The organism is Aliivibrio sp. 1S175 (assembly GCF_001690985.1).
Taxonomy (GTDB): Bacteria; Pseudomonadota; Gammaproteobacteria; order Enterobacterales; family Vibrionaceae; genus Aliivibrio.
In genome coordinates, this window is the sequence record NZ_MAJS01000046.1 from 138,818 (window position 1) to 156,325 (window position 17,508).

Consider the following 17,508-nt stretch of genomic DNA (forward strand, 5'->3'; position numbering starts at 1 on the left):
GCATCACTACATATGGAAGGAAATAATAAAAATGAATAAATTTAGAGCATTTCCCCAAGCCTTATTGGTATTCGCGGTATCACTTCAATTAGTGGGGTGTGAAAATGAGTCTCCACCAGCGTCTGACGTTAAGCCTATCAGTGATGCATCTGTGGACAAACAGAAATCAGATAGTGATATTGCCCTTAATCCAGAAAGAGATGTTTATTTTGGTGAAACTCACATGCATACCGCTTTTTCTTTAGATGCTTATATTGGTGGTAATCGAATGAGCCACGAAGATGCGTATCGTTATGCGAAAGGCGAAGGTGTGATGGTTGATGGACGTGAATTGAAGCGTCATCGACCACTTGATTTTGTCGCTATTTCTGACCATGCAGAATACATTGGTGAAATGTACTCAACAATGACAGAAGGTGCTCCGGGTTATGATCAAGATCTATTAAAGCAATTGAGAACCATGACGGACACTAAAGAAAGGGAAGAATGGTTTTTGAAATATGTTGTTTCTGCCAATCGAGGTGCTAATCCTCAACATCCGCCATTTTTCTCAGGGCAAGATACCGTGAAAAGTGCGTGGAAAGTCATGACAGAAACGGCGGACAGATACAATAAACCGGGCGAGTTTACGGCGCTAAAAGCATTTGAATGGAGTGGTGCGCCACAAGGTGGGAACTTGCACCGTAATGTTATATTTCGTGATGGAAATGTGCCAGATGCTCCTGTGAGCTACATTGATATAAATAGAGAAGATGGGTTATGGGAATGGATGGCAACGCTTGAATCTAAAGGCATGAAATTACTAGCCATACCGCACAACTCTAATGCGAGTAAGGGAATGATGTTTCCAAGCGTAAAGTCGGATGGTCAACCGATTGATTTGGAATACGCGCAAACGAGGCAGCATTTTGAACCATTAATGGAAACGATGCAGATTAAAGGGAATTCAGAAGTACATAGAAAATTCTGGCCTGAAGATGAATTTGCCGATTTTGAAAATGCCGATTCCATACAAAAATCAAGTGGACGAACGTTTCACAAAGGGGACTTTGTTCGTGAAGGGTTAAAAATGGGGCTGGTGTATGAGAAAGAGCTAGGTAGTAATCCGTTTAAATACGGAACAATAGGTGGCACGGATAATCATAATGGCTTGCCATCCGCAGTGGCAGAAGATTCCTTTATTGGTGGTCATGGGCCTGAAGATGGGACGGTTGAACGCCGTAGAACCGCCGGCGTTGCTGGGTGGATTGATGGCAAAGATCTGAGTATCGGTACCTTATCTGGTGTATGGGCGACTCAAAATACGCGCACCGGACTTTGGGATGCAATGAAGCGCCGTGAAACGTATTCAACGACAGGGCCTCGAATTAAAGTGCGCTTTTTTGCCGGCGTTGAGTTACCTGCTAATCCAACATCAGCGAAAGAGTTGGTACGTCAGGGGTATGAATTAGGGGTTCCAATGGGGAGTGATTTACCCTCTATTGGTAGCGCTCCAACCTTTACGGTTCACGCACTAAAAGACCCTGATGGTGCGAATCTTGATCGTGTTCAAATAATTAAAGGCTGGGTAGATAAGCAAGGTAAAACTCATGAGAAAATCATTGATGTTGTGTGGTCAGATAAACGTGAATTAACCGCAGAAGGTAAGTTACCTCCAGTGGGTAATACCGTTAATTTGAAAACTGCAGAATACGATAACAGTATAGGGGACACGGCATTGATGGGAAGTTGGGTCGATGCTGACTTTGACGCGGCACAAAATGCGTTCTATTACGCTCGTGTTATTGAGATCCCAACTCCTCGCTGGAGTACGTACGACGCGGTAAGAAATAATTTACCGTTACTCGAAGACGTTCAATCATCAATACAAGAACGGGCTTGGACATCACCAATTTGGTATAACCCTGCGAATTAAAAATGGAAAATCAATGAGCGGCAGTCAGCTGAGAGAGGTCGCTTAATTTTCACACTAAATAATGGATTATGTTGTGATAAAACTAATAAAAGACCCGTTTTTACATTTTATGGTGATAGGTGCAGGCTTGTTTGTCGCTTATGGACTTACTGTTGATGTAAATGCAGAGGATGAGAATCAAATTACAATTTCACAATTGGATGTAAACAATACCATAAAGCGTTGGGAGCAACGTTGGCAGCGATTACCATCGGATAAAGAGCTTGAAATTGTGATTGAAAAAAAAGTACGACAAGAAGTTTTTTATCGAGAAGCGTTAGCATTGGATTTAGGCAAAGATGATCCGGTTATTCGTCGACGTTTAGCCGAAAAAATGATGTTCATTGCGAATGATTTATTGGTGCCTGAGCAGGCATCTGACGCTCAATTATTGGCATTCATGAAAGCCTCACCCGCGCAATTCTCTAAACCGATCACCACGTCATTTCAACACGTTTATTTTAATCCTGATCTGCATTCAATGGGGACGAACTCTTTCAACGTTGAAGTACAAAAATACAAAGGAGAGCTGAATGAAACTGACGCAACGATGGTTGCTTATCAAAGTATGGGTGATGATTTTTATGATGAAAAAAATTATCAAAACTTACCTAGCCATCAAGCTGCGCGCCTCTTTGGTCAAGAGTTTACTCAAGGTTTAACGCAAGCGCCAATCGGTGAATGGTATGGTCCTATTCGCTCAGGGTATGGACAACATTTAGTTAAAATAGATCAACGATCTAAGCCATCATTACTTCCTTTGGATGAGATCAGAGAAGGCGTATTAATTCAATGGAAAGCCGAGCAACAACAACAAAGTAATGATTCTTTATATGAAGAATTGAAAAGTACTTATCACATCGTGATTGAATTGCCGAAAATAACAGAAAAGGGCAATGAATTATGAAAATCTTACCCGCTTATGCTTTTTTTCTGCCCTTGTTTTTGTTTTTCTCTACGGTTTCAATAGCTGATGAAATTCGTCCTGCCTATTTAGAAATCATGAATGACAGTGGGGATCATTATAATGTCACTCTCAAACTACCGAAAAAGAACGACAGAGTCTTAAATTTGACGCCTATCTTTCCGGAACGTTGTCAGTCTCAAGAGTTAATACGAATCAGTCATACTGACAACTCTCAAGTGAGTCGTTGGAGGATGGATTGTGAAGGCGGTTTACTTGGCGAGCAGATAGAAATAGAAGGGTTAGAACAAAGTTCAACGGATATATTAGTCCGTTTGCAACAAGATAAACAAACTCAAGTCGAACGATTATACGCAGGGAATAATCAATTTAGTGTCGCGTCCCATCCATCGAGTCTAGAGGTTATCAAGGTTTATACAATCATAGGTATTGAACATATATTATTAGGGTTTGATCATCTTCTTTTTGTATTCGCGTTATTGTTAATCATAAAAGGAAAACGGAAGTTAGTTGGTGCAATCACTGCGTTTACTGTAGCTCACAGTATTACATTAACGTTAGCGTCTTTAAATATGGTTACGATAGCACTGCCACCCGTCGAGGCGGTGATAGCCCTTAGTATTTTGTTTTTAGCGGTAGAAATCATTCATGATATCAAAGGAAAACAAGGTATTGCGGCACAATATCCATGGATTGTTGCGTTCTCGTTTGGGTTGTTACATGGCTTTGGTTTTGCAGGGGCATTGGCAGAAATAGGGTTACCACAAAATGAAGTTCCGCTTGCGTTGATCTGTTTTAATGTTGGAGTCGAGTTAGGCCAACTTGCGTTTGTTTGTATAGTTTTGCTTATTGGTCGAATATTGGTCCCCCGATTAACGGCACCATACGTAAAAAAAGGGACCGTCGTTATTGCCTACAGTATTGGTAGTTTAGCGAGTTTTTGGGTTTATGAACGCACCTTTAGTTTTTTATGGTAAAGCGGAATGTAGGTTATTAACGTTGTTTTTTACGAGAAGGAATGCCACCAAATAAAATAGGCTCATTACCACTTTTCCATTTTGGGTAGATCTGCATTACTTTTGCAAAAAGTGGGTCATTATAATGATTAATTAGCCATGCACGTAAATAAGGTAAGGGCGCTTGAGCGTACCATTTCTTATCTACTCGCGAAAATTGACGAATAAACGGCAAGATGGCGTAATCAATTAAACTGGGTGTTTCTCCCATGATGTAAGCGTGCTGACACAATGACTGCTCGATAGTCATCAACCAATCACAACATACATTACGCCATTCAATTTCATTATCATCATGGTAACGAGACGCGGCTCGGTACTTCTGTAAAGCATTCACAAATTCAGTGTCACTGCGGTTCATTAACTCAAGCATCACAGGCAATAGAGCTTTATCGTGTGAATACAGTAGATTATTAGGATCTGATTGGTTGAGAGTCCATACCATCACATCAAGACTTTCATCTATTACAGAGCCATCACTCAGTAGCAATACAGGAACCGTGCCTTTTGGTGAAATCGACAACATTTCTTCAGGCTTATTGTTCATATCAATATCGCGTAATTCTACGACTTTCTGAGCATGCAGAATTCCAAGGCGAGCACGCATGGCATAAGGACACTGTCTTAACGAATAAAGAATCGGCGTTGTCATTGGATAAGTACCTAAAATTCGAGGGCTTATGAACATCTTATCGGATAGAAGAAAGAGATTCACGGAAAATTCGTCATGATCTAGATCAATAAAAGCTTAAGTGAGTGGTAATAAAAGCGAGAGGCGAGTAGAATGCCCCCTCAAAAAAATTATTACATAAAAACCGAAGCGAGCAATTTCATAATGAGTAGAAAACTTGAATTATTGGCACCTGGTGGTGATGTTGAAGCGATTAAAGCGGCCATAGTTGCAGGAGCAAATGCGGTTTACTGTGGTCTAGATATGTTCAACGCCCGTAACCGAGCGTCCAATCTTTCATTTGATGAGCTAAATGGCGTATTGCGACTAGCTCACGAATACGGTTGTGAAGTATTTCTGACATTAAACGTTGTTATTCTTGAGCATGAAATTAAATCAGTAGCGAAGCTGCTTAATCAATTAGTTAATACGACTATTGATGGCATCATCGTTCAAGATTTAGGTATGTTTAACTTAGTTAAAAAATACTTCCCAACATTAGACGTTCACGCATCTACTCAGCTAACGACGCACAATGAAGGTCAAATTCACTTCCTTTCAAAAGTCGGCGCTTCACGTGTTAACTTGTCCCGTGAACTGAATATCGACGAAATCAAAGAAATGACAGCCGTTGCTCATGAACACGATATCCTAACGGAAGTGTTTGTGCATGGTTCGTTATGTATTGCTTTCTCTGGTCAATGTTACTCAAGTTCGGTGAGCGTTGGTAACTCAGGCAACCGTGGCCGTTGTAGCCAAGCGTGTCGTGATGAATATGAAATTACCGCAGCGGGTAACAAATTCCCACTAAATCTAAAAGATAACTCAGCGTACTTTGATTTACCGGAACTTGTGGACGCGAAAGTGGATTCACTGAAAATTGAAGGCCGTATTAAAGGCGCTCATTACGTTTACACCGTGGTTGAAAACTGGCGTAAAAACATCAATAAATTTGTTGAGACAGGTGAGCTATATGAAGATGACTCAAATCTTCATAAAGTATTCAACCGTGGCTTAACCAACAAATTCTTGAAAGGTAATTTGACTAAAGACATGTTCATCGATAACCCTCGTGATAACAGCGTAAATTACGCCGTAGCTCAGAGTAACTCGATTGATGTAGTACAAATTCAAGAAGTAAAACAAGATCTTTACAGTGCTAAGAATGCACTGGGTGCGACACTAGAAGAAAAAGTAAAATCTCTAAGTATTGATAAAATTGCGATTACGATTGCGTTTAAAGCGGTATTGGGTGAGCCACTAACAGTCGTGATCACACCAAGTAAAGACGATCAAGATACGTTTGAAGTGAAGTCTACGTCACTACTGAGCGAAGCGGGTCAAAAAGCGATCACGGAAAAAGAACTAGAAAAACGCTTTAAAGGGGTTATTACGCCAGATTATCTTCTTGAAGGTTACGATTTCTCAGAGCTTGGTGAAAATTTAGCCATTCCATTTAGAGAGCTTTCTGAGCTTAAAGAGAAAGTCGCGTTTTTATTGAATGGTTCTAAAGAAGTAATTAAGTACACTGATGTTGAAGCATTAGTTCAACAGCCAAAAGTCGAAGAAAAACCGACTCTATCTATGTTGATCTCTGATGTTGCTGATTTGAATATATGTGATGTGACTGACGCAGATATCTACTTCAAATTACCAGAAAGCTTTAAAAAGCGTGATAAAAAATACATTAATATCTTCTTAGAAAACCCTCGTTTAATTCCATGGTTCCCAGCGGTCCTGATTGGTAAAGATTACGACGAAGCAGTAAAAGTCTTAGAAGAAGCAAAACCGACTCGTATCGTAACCAATAATACGGGTATTGCGTATAAAGCATTTGAAATGGGGATAGAGTGGATTGCAGGTCCATTACTAAACACGACCAACTCTCATGCGTTAATTACGATGAAAGAAGCGTTGAATTGTGCAGGTGCGTTTATTTCAAATGAGATTAATAAGGGTCAGATAAAACACATTCGTCGCCCTGAAAATTTCAAATTGGTATACAGCATTTATCACCCGATCCTGATGATGACAAGTCGTCAATGTTTCTTCCAACAAACCGTGGGTTGTAATAAGCCATCGATTGAAGCGGGTTGTATGTTGAAGTGTGAAAAAGCGACCACAATTACCAATGTGAAGGGTATTTCATTTGCGGTAGATAAGCAGAAAGGCGGCTATCCAAGCATCTACAATCACGAGCAATTCTTAAACATGGATATCGTGACTGATTTGTCAGATTTGTTTGATGAGTTCTTCATCGATTTGACCAATATTGGTGGTGGTTCTAAAGAGCAAGCGGACAAAGTTGAATTAGTTAAACATTTTGAGAAACTAATCAATGGTGATGTAAGCGTGCAAGAAGATCTATTCACTATGGTGCCAATCAATACCAATGATCAATATCAACAAGGTCTTTAAGATTTACACCTTGTAGGTTAGAAGAGAAAAAGATAAAGCCGCGATATATTATCGCGGCTTTTTTTGTCTATAATTCAAATAATACTATTATATAAATAGACGAAATTAAAAACATTAGAGGAATTGATTATGGTGACATTGCAACTACTCAAAACAGAAGATGAAGAGGCGTTATTAGCATTTGAACTCATTAATAAGGAATGGTTTGAGTCTTTCGTTGAAGCTCGTGATGAAGATTTTTTTAGTGAAGAAGGAATAAAAGATCATATTGATTTCTACCTTTCTGAACATAAAGCGGGTCGAATTTATCCAATGTTATTAAAGAATGAACAAGGGGTAATTTGTGGGCGAGCAAATCTTTATAATATTAATAGAGAAAAAGAGTTGGGTTTTATTGGATATCGAATTGGTGAAGATTTTATCTCACAAGGCTTAGCAACTTATGCAACAAAAGAACTGATTGATATAGCAAGAGAGGCGTTAGCATTAAACGTATTAGTGGCAACAGCATCAACAGACAATCTTGCGTCACAAAAAGTATTAAGTAAAAATGGTTTTAAACGGGTTGCTTTTAAGCCTGAATTTACCATTGTGGATGGTGAGATTATCGATTGTTATGAATATCGCTGTGTAATTAAGCAGTTGTCTGCGGCGACATAAAGTGAATATAGAAGTAGGTTGATGCTTACTATATAATTCCTTTTTTTGAAAGGAATTCCTATAATGGAAATGATCATAGTTTCTTCTGAAAGACAAAAACGTCTCATCATGATATTTGCTCGCATGAAGGCAAAAATGTCAGATAAAGCGCTTTTAAAGAATTTAGATGCGTACGATATCAATTCAACGGCTTATGCTGCTTTTAAAAAAGCATCAGATCTTCATGTTGAGCGTATTCATTTACCGTTTGGCGATGACAGAACTGGCTCACTAGATGGTGGCGATTTCCTATTCCGCTATCTTTCTAAAGGCTACATTTGCCTTGGTGATTTTGAAGGTCAACCAAAACCAGATCTAGGCCCATGGGGCGTTCGCTCTGTTCGTCGTCAACCTAAGATCGGTTTCGGCCTGTAATAGATTAAAACTATTAATTACATAATAGTTATAGCTGCATCGTGATATTTTCGAGCTAAGCAGAATTAAATTGCAATGGGAGTATTCTATAAAATTCATACTAATGAGTTTTGTAGAGGACTTCCATGAATCACCTCACTATAAGTATCATCACACTTCCTTTATTATGTTTACCCCCTTCGCAACATTCAAATGTGTAACTGTCCGTATTTTAGAATCCCCCAATGAAACAAATGCTTCAACACGATATAATGCAATTCAAATAAGTATTTGGTTGTTTTGTGTTCTAAAATGATTCAGCTCACTTACTTATCCAAATTGCTATAAAAGGAAGTTAAAGTGAAAAACAGATCGTTTTCGTCAATATTTACGTTCAGTGTGTTGTCTCTTTCGATGTTGAGTGCAAACAGTTCGGCCAACGTCAGTTCAATCCCCGTAGTTGGCGGAGTTGTTAACTCAGCAGAAATACTAAAAAATCAGATACACTCTTCTGTCATTTATACAACGAAAACGGTTCGTGATGCCGCTATTTTTACCATTGCTGGCATCACATTAGACGCTTACATTTTATCTCTTCCATTGGAGAGTGATGTTAAGAAAAGCATCATTGCAAAGCTTTCAAATCCCTCATACGCGATCCCTTTAGGGCATTTTCTTTATACCTTTGTGGATAAATACGGAGATATGGACAATGAAGATGCCTTTAAAGCTTACTTAAAAACTCAATATGATGAAGAAACACTCACCGGATTTAGCCACTCTTTGTTTACTCTCAATGACGTAAAAAAAGAAGAGAAGCCAGAGTTAGCTGATAGTCATCACCAAGGGCTAAATATTGATCGTAAATTCATTGCGAACATGGTGATTGTTTATGATGAATTGGTACAGATTGGTGAGTGGAAGGACCTAGAGGTATTACCCGAGCGCTATACTTATCTCTCTGATACTCCAGAAGACAGAAAAATAATAGATAAAATTCAACCCATCATTATTGCTGGAATGACAAAAGCGGTCACAAGTATGGATGAGGGAGAAATGCGTGGGGCGTTAGAACAAATCATTGAAGAGGGCAAGCCTGAGCATAAAGGTTCTGTGAACAATAAAGCAGAAGCATTAACCATAACACTTATCGATTTTGTTCGTCTTAATGTATTGAAATCGTACCGTCAGTTTGTCTATCAAGAGCAGCGACAAGAAGTGCTGAATGAATGGTTACAAGAGAGCTTTAAAGAAGATCCTAATGCCCTAATTTCTTATTTAGAGTCTCGTCAACAACGTCGACTAGCAGTTCAGATTACGGTGGATGGTTTGCAACAAGGTCTGCTTGAAGGACTAATGTCACCGCTTGAAAAACCATTTATTAAGCAGATATATCAAGATCACCTTAAGCATGAAAACTATAAGCCTCAGAATGAAATCACCACACAGCCAGAACATGAGCAACAACTGTCATTCTTAAAAAGACTTACCGAGAAAGAGTATAAAAACCCATCGTACTTGCCATTTTTTACTGAGCTGTATAAAAACTACGATAACAGCATTATCGATGTGGGCATTTCATCAACACCGACTATCAGTGTTCGTAATTTACCGATAATAAAAACGGGTGCGAAAGTATCTGGTAAAGGGGGCACTGGAATACCGAACTTCCACTTTGTCGATAGAAAAGAAGATCGTGCCTATTACTTCTTTGGCAACGATGCGTTGCAACTTGACCGCTTGATGGAAGCGAACAAGGTTCAAACCATGTTTGATCGCTTGGATTATTTAGTCACTTTAAACTGTAATGCGCAATATGATTGGAATGCACATACCACCTATGATGGCTTGGTGAATTTAGGGGCAGGTGAGAGCTTACGAGATTTTGGTGAAAAGCGTTGTTTACGAGAATTGACACAACGAGCCAAAGTAGAGAAAACAATTGTTAAGATGCGAGCAGAGTTAATTGACGATATTCGTGTTTATGATGATATTTTTGTTTTGGATATCTACAGTAAACTAACGCAAAAATGGAAGATCCAACAGAACTTAGAATCCCTCTCGAAACTCGAACAAAAAGGGATGCCAGATTACACACTAATTTATAATCCATGGCCAGATCACTTTGCCCATTTCACTGGTCCGTTTAGTGATGAAATACTCATGCCGACAGGGGAGTTAAACCGATTAGATTATTGGTTAACGCAATTTACCAACACATATAAAGACGCGGGCGTATACGATAGAACCCTTTGGGGAATGGCTGGGGATCATGGCTTATCTCCAGTGTATTACTCTCTTAATCCAGAAAAACAGGTGTTTGATCCTCTTCAAACAGAGCTTGGTTACCCGTTAGTGATTAAGAAGATCTCTTCGGATGAAGGTGAAGGCCCTAAAATTACCAACGCGCTTAATTATGAAAGTAATAAAGAGGTAGATGTGGTGGTCGCCTCTACAGCGGGCGGTAACTTTATGATGGATTTCTTTAATTCAGCTCAAGGTTGGAAAGTGCAACCTACATACGCCGAACTAACAATGTGGACGCCTGTTAATGCACAGAAAGGCGGATCTATTAATGTGGTTAATGAAATAGCATCACGTTTACAAGAGTCGCTAGATTATCTCGTTGTTAGAGAAACAAACTGTACGCTAGATGAATGTAATGTTCGAGTTATTGGTTTTAAAGACGGTGTTAGAGTTGATGAATTGATATCTAAAAAAGGTAATCGACTGTTTTACCAACCAGTGATTGGATCATCTCAGTTACTTGAACTTGATGTTCTTAATCCATATAAATCGCAACCAAATGACGCTGAATTAGTATCATATCAAGAGTTATATCAACGATGTATGGTTTCTGCTGTTAGCGACAATGTGAACTCATGGTGTACAGAACAAGAGTGGAGAGAATTGACGGCTTACACGGCGCGACCCGATTCAGTCAATCAATTGGCTACATTGTATGAAGAAGACAGAGCAGGGACGATAAACTTGTTCCCTAAATTTGGTGTTGGTTTTAATACCAAAGTACCGGGCAGACATGCTGGCGAACACTATTTAGAAAAAGATGCTTTTTTAGGATTCTGGGGACCCCCTGTAGGCCCTAATGTTACGCCATTAACGAGTGAGGCGAATGGGTCATTGGCGCCAACATTGTATGAATACCTTACTCAAGAAACCGTTATCGAGAATAACAACGGCTGGGGCTATCCTTCTTTACTTGATGATCTCGATATACAACTGAGTAAATAGACAGAAGGCTGATTCATTACAGCAACAAAATCGGCAATTGTTGGTGACTATAAACACCCTTTTGGATGCCAGTCTTCAGTTGGTTAATCACTGGTATGATGGCTCTTATGAGTATATACACCTTTTATTTGATGGTATTTTAATCAGTTAGGCTAATTATCCTAAGAATATCGTTATATTTTAGAATTATAATGCAGATAAATACTTTTCATCTGCTTAATTTTCAATATACTCAATAGCTGACCCCAATACGTTTACCAACGTGTTGGGGTCAACTTAGTTTTACATACTGTAAAATTTACAAGTATCCGTCCTTCATGATGTAGGACTGAGATAAAGCAAATAAGGATATATGATGATTGATTTTTGGCCTTTAATCGGGGTAGTAATTATTACTCTTGGGCTGGCTTTACGCTTAAATACGTTATTGGTTATTTTAACCGCAGGGATAGTGACTGGTTTAGTTGCTGATATCGACTTTATAGAGATTTTATCCATTTTAGGTGCTTCATTTACTCAAAATCGCTATATGTCTTTATTCATACTTGTACTCCCTATGATTGGTGTACTAGAACGCTTTGGTTTAAGAGAGCGAGCAGAAACGCTGATTGGCTCAATCAAGCAAGCGTCTGCTGGTCGAGTTATGTTTACGTACTTATTACTGCGTAAAGTAACGAATGCGTTAGGTTTGAATTTAGGTGGACATCCATCGATGATCCGCCCTTTAGTGGCACCAATGGCAGAAGCCGCTGCTGAGAAGAACAGAAAACCGCTAACGATTAAAGAAAGACAACACCTTCGTGCGCTTGCTGCAATGAGTGAAAACTTTGCTAACTTTTTCAGTCAATTAATCTTTATTGGTGCGGGTGGTTTACTGCTTATTAAGGGCGTACTTGAAGAGCATGGTTACAGTGTTGCGTTAAATGACATGTTTATGTGGGGGATTCCTACGGCGTTAGCCTCGTGCGTTGTGTTCTATGTTCGAGCGTGGATAGAAGATTCACGTTTAGCGAAAGCTGGTAAAGAAGAGTAGGGATTAATCATGTTAGAGTATATTTATCAAGCGACAGGCTTACTTCTGATTGCGTTTTCATTTCAAAGTTTTACCGATAAAAAGAACCCAAAAGCCATTGGCACAGGACTTTTTTGGTTAGCTTATGGTCTTTCTTTTTGCTTAGGTGCGGTATTACCTGATTGGGTTGTCGGTTTATTAGTATTATTGATGACGTTGATTGCTTCGGCGGGGTTAATGGGCATTGGTTCTTACAACTCAAGTAATAATGAGTTCAGAGAAACGAGCGCGAAGTCATTACAAAATATGTTGTTTCTTCCGGCCTTAATTGTACCAGTGGGTACGATTTTATGGAGTCAGCTAACCGGAACAAGTGCATTGATTGGGTTAGGATTAAGCTCATTATTGTCACTTCTTGTCGCGAACTGGCTAACAAAATGCAAACCAGTACAAAGTATTCATGAAGGTCGTCGCCTGATTGATACCATTGGTTGGGCAGCTATTTTATCTCAATTTCTAGCCGCATTAGGTTATCTATTTGGTCAGGCTGGAGTCGGTGATACCGTTTCTCAAATAGTAAAAGAAATTGTCCCTCACGGCAGCGTATTAGCTTATGTCATTGCGTATACGTTTGGTATGGCTATTTTCACTATCGTTATGGGTAATGCGTTTGCGGCTTTTGCTGTCATTACCGCAGGTATTGGTATTCCATTGCTGATTGTTGAAATGGGCGGTGATCCAATTGTGGTTGGTGTATTAGGCATGATCTCAGGCTATTGTGGCACCTTAATGACACCAATGGCGGCTAACTTTAATGTTGTACCTGCGGCATTATTGGAATTAGATAATAAAAACCAAGTGATCATTACCCAGTTCATTCCCGGTTTTATCATGCTACTTATTAACACTACCTTTATGTACTTTTTTGCCTTTTAGGGATTAACGATGAAAAAGATTCTAATTACAGGTTTCGAACCTTTTGGTAATGACAAAATTAATCCAGCGCTAGAAGCGGTAAGATTAATTGCAGGCCGTAAATTGAACGGTGGCGAGATCAGCATTTGCCAAGTGCCGGTTGTGCGTTATAAATCGATCGACGTGGTTAAACAAGCCATTGAAGATCAACAACCGTATGCGGTGATCACAGTAGGTCAAGCTTCGGGTCGAACGGCTATAACGCCAGAGCGAATTGCAATTAATGTGGATGATTTTCGCATCCCAGATAATGATGGCATTCAAGTGATTGATGAACCCGTAGTCGAAGGGGGTCCAGATGCTTACTTTACCACTCTGCCAGTAAAAGCGATGGTAAGTGCGATGCAAAGTGAGGGGATCCCTGCAATGGTATCGAATACTGCTGGGACATTTGTATGTAATCATTTGTTTTACGGGATCCAACATTACCTAAAAGACACCAATATTCGTCATGGTTTTGTACATATTCCACTATTGCCAGAGCAATCTGTTGATGGTTCTCAACCAACAATGAAGTTAGAGCAAATAGCAGAAGGCTTAGCCATTGCTGCTCAAGCGATTATTGATAATGACGAAGACATCCAGCAAGGTGCAGGAACGATTTGTTAATGTAATAACCACCGAATAATATTCGTATATAAGCCTAACAATCATCATTATTGTTAGGCTTTTTTATTTGCTTGTGTGTGGGATAAATAGACTAGCTTCCGTCATTAAACGTGCTGTTTAGTTGTGTGGGCGTAGTTTTGATAACAAATTTATTACTACTTAGGTAGCAGTTTGTGAAAAAGAACACATTTTTAAATGGTAAGACTGTTAGTATGATTCATAATGTAAGCATTTGTTTCATTTATGAGTCTCGCACTTATGATTGCAGTGTAGGCTCCGCTGTTTATCATTAATTGCCTCCATTCTTATTTAAAATCACAATCATTAGAAGTAGAAAGATTATGCACCTAACCTTAAAAATGAAACTTGTTTTAACAAGTGTGGCACTTATCGTATTCACGATTATATCGCTAGGAACGTTTTCATACCAAACCATGAAAACCCAAGCATGGGATGCAATTCGTAGTGAGAGCGGAAATACCGCGAAAGCGTACAGTTTAGGCATTGGTGACTGGTTTAAAGGTCGTCAAGATGCAATAACCGGCATGAAAGAAGCCATTGAACGCGATCCTAATCTCGATATGGTAGCTCATTTAAAGCAAACTTTTACCTCCGGTGGTTTTGGTTTAAGTTACTACGGTGACGCGGAAGGCGTAATGCAACGTCAAGATCCATCATTGAATAAAGCGGGCTACGATCCTCGTACTCGTGGGTGGTATAAAGAAACATTAGCTGCAAATAAAGCGATTACCACAAAACCGTATGTTAGCCACACAATGCAAGCGTTAGTAGTAACCTTAACAGAACCGGTTCGTGAGAATGGCAGAATCGTTGGTGTTACGGCTTCAAATTTAGCATTGGGTGCATTAATTGATGATGTGCTTGATATTTCAGTACCTGGAAATGGCTATGCGATGCTTTTAGATGTGAGTAATCGAATTGTGGTTGCACACCCAAATGAAAAAATGGCGTTAAAACCAATTTCAGAATTAGGGCAAGGGTTTGATGCGAATAATCTGAATAGCGAAATTTCATCGGATGGTTTCTTCTTTACTGAACAACAAGGTAAAGAGAAAGCTGTAATGGTGACAGCGGTGCCTAATACTAATTGGGCGATAGCGCTAGTCATGGATCAAGAAACATTAGAAGCCCCATTACATGCGATGCTAGTTAAATTATTGCTTATTGGTGGTTTAATTCTATTGTTTGTTTCATTGTTTACGGGATGGTTAGTGACGCGTCAATTACGTGAACTAGGTACAGTATCAGAAGCATTAGCAGACATCGCCAATGGTGAAGGGGATTTAACGGTTCGCATCAATGTGAAATCGGATGATGAAGTGGGTAAACTGGCAGAGAACTTTAACCAATTTGTTTCTCGCTTACATACAATGGCATCTAATTTACGAGAGATAACATTAGACCTGAATCGCTCGGCAGCAGATTCCGCCGATTCTGCGATCAAAAGAAGTGAGAATATTCGACAACAACAAGATGAAATCACAATGGTGGCCACTGCGGTAACAGAGATGGCAAGTGCAACACAAGAAATCGCAGGTAATGCAGAGAACACCGCAAAATCAGCATCACAAGCCGTTGATCTAACGCAAGAAGGCCATCAACAAGTGAATCAAAGCCAATCTTCAATTGGTAATTTAGCGCGCGAAGTGAATAGTGCGGTAGGGATAATTGAAGATCTTAATGGTCATGCACATAAAATAAGTTCAATCTTAGCCACAATACGTTCTATTGCAGAGCAAACTAACTTACTGGCGTTGAATGCAGCTATTGAAGCCGCGCGAGCAGGAGAGCAAGGTCGTGGTTTTGCTGTGGTTGCGGATGAAGTTCGAGTATTATCACAGCGAACACATACATCCACCGAAGAAATTCAATCAATGATTGAAACATTACAATCGACCACACAAGAAGCGGTATCTGTTATGTCTGACAGTCATCAGCTTGCAGAAACCAGCGTGAAAGACGTTGATGAGGCAGGGGTGAGTATCGATAATATTGCCGCGCAAATTAATGTCATTAGTGATATGGCAACGCAAATAGCGTCAGCGGCAGAAGAGCAATCAAGTGTAACTGCAGAGATAAGCCGTAATACAGAAGGTGTGCAAGAAGTTGCTAACCAAATGGCGAATGAAGCAGTAACCGCAGCCAAGCAAGCTGAAGCACTAAAATCATTAGCGGATTCGTTAGAAGAAGAAATTAAACGCTATAAGCTTTAATAACTCACATTATAATAAAAAACCGTCATTTTTTGGCGGTTTTTTTGTGTCAATAAATTGTGATATTGATCTAAAAATAAAGTCTATTTAACATTGGATGAAAATATTAAGAAACTTCTTTCTCTGACTATTCCCAAAATTGAAACAAAGTGTAGAATACGCCTCCTTATCGGCTAATCTGCCAGTGTAATTTATCCCAGTCTATTGAAAATTAAGATCAATATGCTATTTAGGACATAAATGAAAAACGTATTAATTTCTCTTGTTATTACTTTAGTGACGGCTTCTTGTACGCCAATTTTTGATGGCAACTATAATAGACCAGACTCATGTAATTGCAGTGCTGAGAGTGGAAACTCTCAATCCAATTCATGGAAGCCGAGTACCACCAAACCAAATCAATCAATTGAAGATCAGTTAGCGAATTTGTCTGAGCATGTGCATAAAACATGGGGTGATAAAGAGTTTTTAGAAGCAGGCAAACATCGCTATGTAAAGTACCTTGATGGCTATCGCACTCGTGCTCATATTGATTTTGAGAAAGGTAAGATTTATGTATCAACCATTTCTCAATATCAACCCAAAGAGACGCTTAAAAAAGCCATTATAGGCACGGTACTCATGCCTGCCGATCCATCGCATGTTGATTTATTCAGTGATAAATCGATTCCTTTACGTGGACGTCCATTTTTACTTGGTCAAATTAAAGATCAAGAAAACAAAGACATTGAATGGCCATGGCGAGCAGGGGAATACGCGGATTATTTAATCGAGAATAAGCTTAAAACGAAAACCATAAAAAATGGCAAAGCGTATTACGTTGAGATCTCAATGGTGGATGACCATCTAGAGCAGCGTGAATTTCAATATGCAGATTTAATTAAAAAAGCGTCGAAAGAATACGGTATTTCAATCGATTTAATCTACGCCATTATCCAGACCGAAAGTAGCTTCAATCCTTACGCAGTAAGTCATGCTGGAGCTTATGGTTTAATGCAAGTGATCCCAAAAACAGCAGGAGCAGATGTATTTAAACTAGTAAAAAACAAATCAGGTATCCCAACAAAAGAGTATTTGTTTAACCCTGCGAATAATATAGACACAGGCACCGCTTATTTTTATATCTTGAAGAATAGATATTTACGAGATATCACTCATGCAACCAATAAACATTACAGCATGATATCAGCGTATAACGGTGGTTCAGGTGGTGTATTTTCAACCTTTGATACAAGTAAAACAAAAGCGATAAGCGAGATAAATAGTTTACAACCAAGTCAATTGTACTGGGCGTTAACAAATAAACACCCAAAAGCAGAAGCGCGTCGTTATCTTGAAAAAGTATTAAAATATCAAAAAGAATTTAATGAAAAAGCATAGATAGAATTAT

At 39.2% G+C, this 17,508-nt stretch carries 13 protein-coding genes; 12 read left to right on the forward strand and 1 reads right to left on the reverse strand.

All coding sequences use genetic code 11. The annotated features are described in order from the left end of the window. Positions 1-31 precede the first annotated feature (31 nt). The 3 genes from A6E06_RS13560 (at position 32) to A6E06_RS13570 (ending at position 3,856) form a co-directional block, all read left to right on the forward strand. Positions 32-1,915 carry a DUF3604 domain-containing protein gene (locus tag A6E06_RS13560; protein WP_065591202.1) on the forward strand — a complete coding sequence of 628 codons (1,884 nt, stop codon included), beginning with the start codon at positions 32-34 and terminating at the stop codon, positions 1,913-1,915. Positions 1,916-1,988: 73 nt separating this feature from the next. Then, on the forward strand, positions 1,989-2,861 hold the full coding sequence (locus A6E06_RS13565) for a peptidyl-prolyl cis-trans isomerase (RefSeq protein ID WP_176703463.1): 873 nt from the start codon (positions 1,989-1,991) through the stop codon (positions 2,859-2,861). Beyond that, entirely contained in the window at positions 2,858-3,856 is a 999-nt protein-coding gene (locus A6E06_RS13570) for a HupE/UreJ family protein (RefSeq protein ID WP_083190339.1), read from the forward strand. The genes A6E06_RS13565 and A6E06_RS13570 overlap by 4 nt, the downstream gene beginning before the upstream one ends. Before the next feature lie 16 nt (positions 3,857-3,872). Here A6E06_RS13570 and A6E06_RS13575 read toward each other — a convergent pair whose 3' ends face one another. Continuing rightward, a complete protein-coding gene (locus A6E06_RS13575) occupies positions 3,873-4,547 on the reverse strand; it encodes a glutathione S-transferase (protein WP_065591199.1) in 675 nt (224 codons plus the stop codon). A 183-nt stretch (positions 4,548-4,730) separates the two neighbouring features. Here A6E06_RS13575 and A6E06_RS13580 point away from each other — a divergent pair, with 183 nt between their 5' ends. From A6E06_RS13580 to mltC, 9 genes are all read left to right on the forward strand, one after another. Beyond that, positions 4,731-6,983, forward strand: a complete 2,253-nt coding sequence (locus A6E06_RS13580) for a peptidase U32 family protein (RefSeq protein WP_065591326.1) — start codon at positions 4,731-4,733, stop codon at positions 6,981-6,983. Between the two features lie 129 nt (positions 6,984-7,112). After that, positions 7,113-7,643, forward strand: coding sequence for a GNAT family N-acetyltransferase (locus A6E06_RS13585; RefSeq protein ID WP_065591198.1), 531 nt, complete (start codon positions 7,113-7,115; stop codon positions 7,641-7,643). 63 nt (positions 7,644-7,706) lie between these two features. Then, positions 7,707-8,057 (forward strand): hypothetical protein, encoded by a 351-nt coding sequence (locus tag A6E06_RS13590; protein WP_065591197.1) that lies wholly within the window; start codon positions 7,707-7,709, stop codon positions 8,055-8,057. 339 nt (positions 8,058-8,396) lie between these two features. Further along, positions 8,397-11,288, forward strand: a complete 2,892-nt coding sequence (locus A6E06_RS13595) for an alkaline phosphatase family protein (protein WP_065640700.1) — start codon at positions 8,397-8,399, stop codon at positions 11,286-11,288. A gap of 355 nt (positions 11,289-11,643) precedes the next feature. After that, positions 11,644-12,321, forward strand: coding sequence for a DUF969 domain-containing protein (locus tag A6E06_RS13600; RefSeq protein ID WP_065591195.1), 678 nt, complete (start codon positions 11,644-11,646; stop codon positions 12,319-12,321). Between the two features lie 9 nt (positions 12,322-12,330). Beyond that, on the forward strand, positions 12,331-13,236 hold the full coding sequence (locus tag A6E06_RS13605; protein ID WP_065591194.1) for a DUF979 domain-containing protein: 906 nt from the start codon (positions 12,331-12,333) through the stop codon (positions 13,234-13,236). Positions 13,237-13,245: 9 nt separating this feature from the next. Then, entirely contained in the window at positions 13,246-13,884 is a 639-nt protein-coding gene (gene pcp / locus A6E06_RS13610; protein WP_017022700.1) for a pyroglutamyl-peptidase I, read from the forward strand. 341 nt (positions 13,885-14,225) lie between these two features. Then, positions 14,226-16,118, forward strand: a complete 1,893-nt coding sequence (locus A6E06_RS13615; RefSeq protein ID WP_065591193.1) for a methyl-accepting chemotaxis protein — start codon at positions 14,226-14,228, stop codon at positions 16,116-16,118. A 240-nt stretch (positions 16,119-16,358) separates the two neighbouring features. Further along, positions 16,359-17,498 (forward strand): membrane-bound lytic murein transglycosylase MltC, encoded by a 1,140-nt coding sequence (gene mltC / locus A6E06_RS13620; protein WP_065591192.1) that lies wholly within the window; start codon positions 16,359-16,361, stop codon positions 17,496-17,498. The last annotated feature ends 10 nt before the right edge of the window (positions 17,499-17,508 follow it).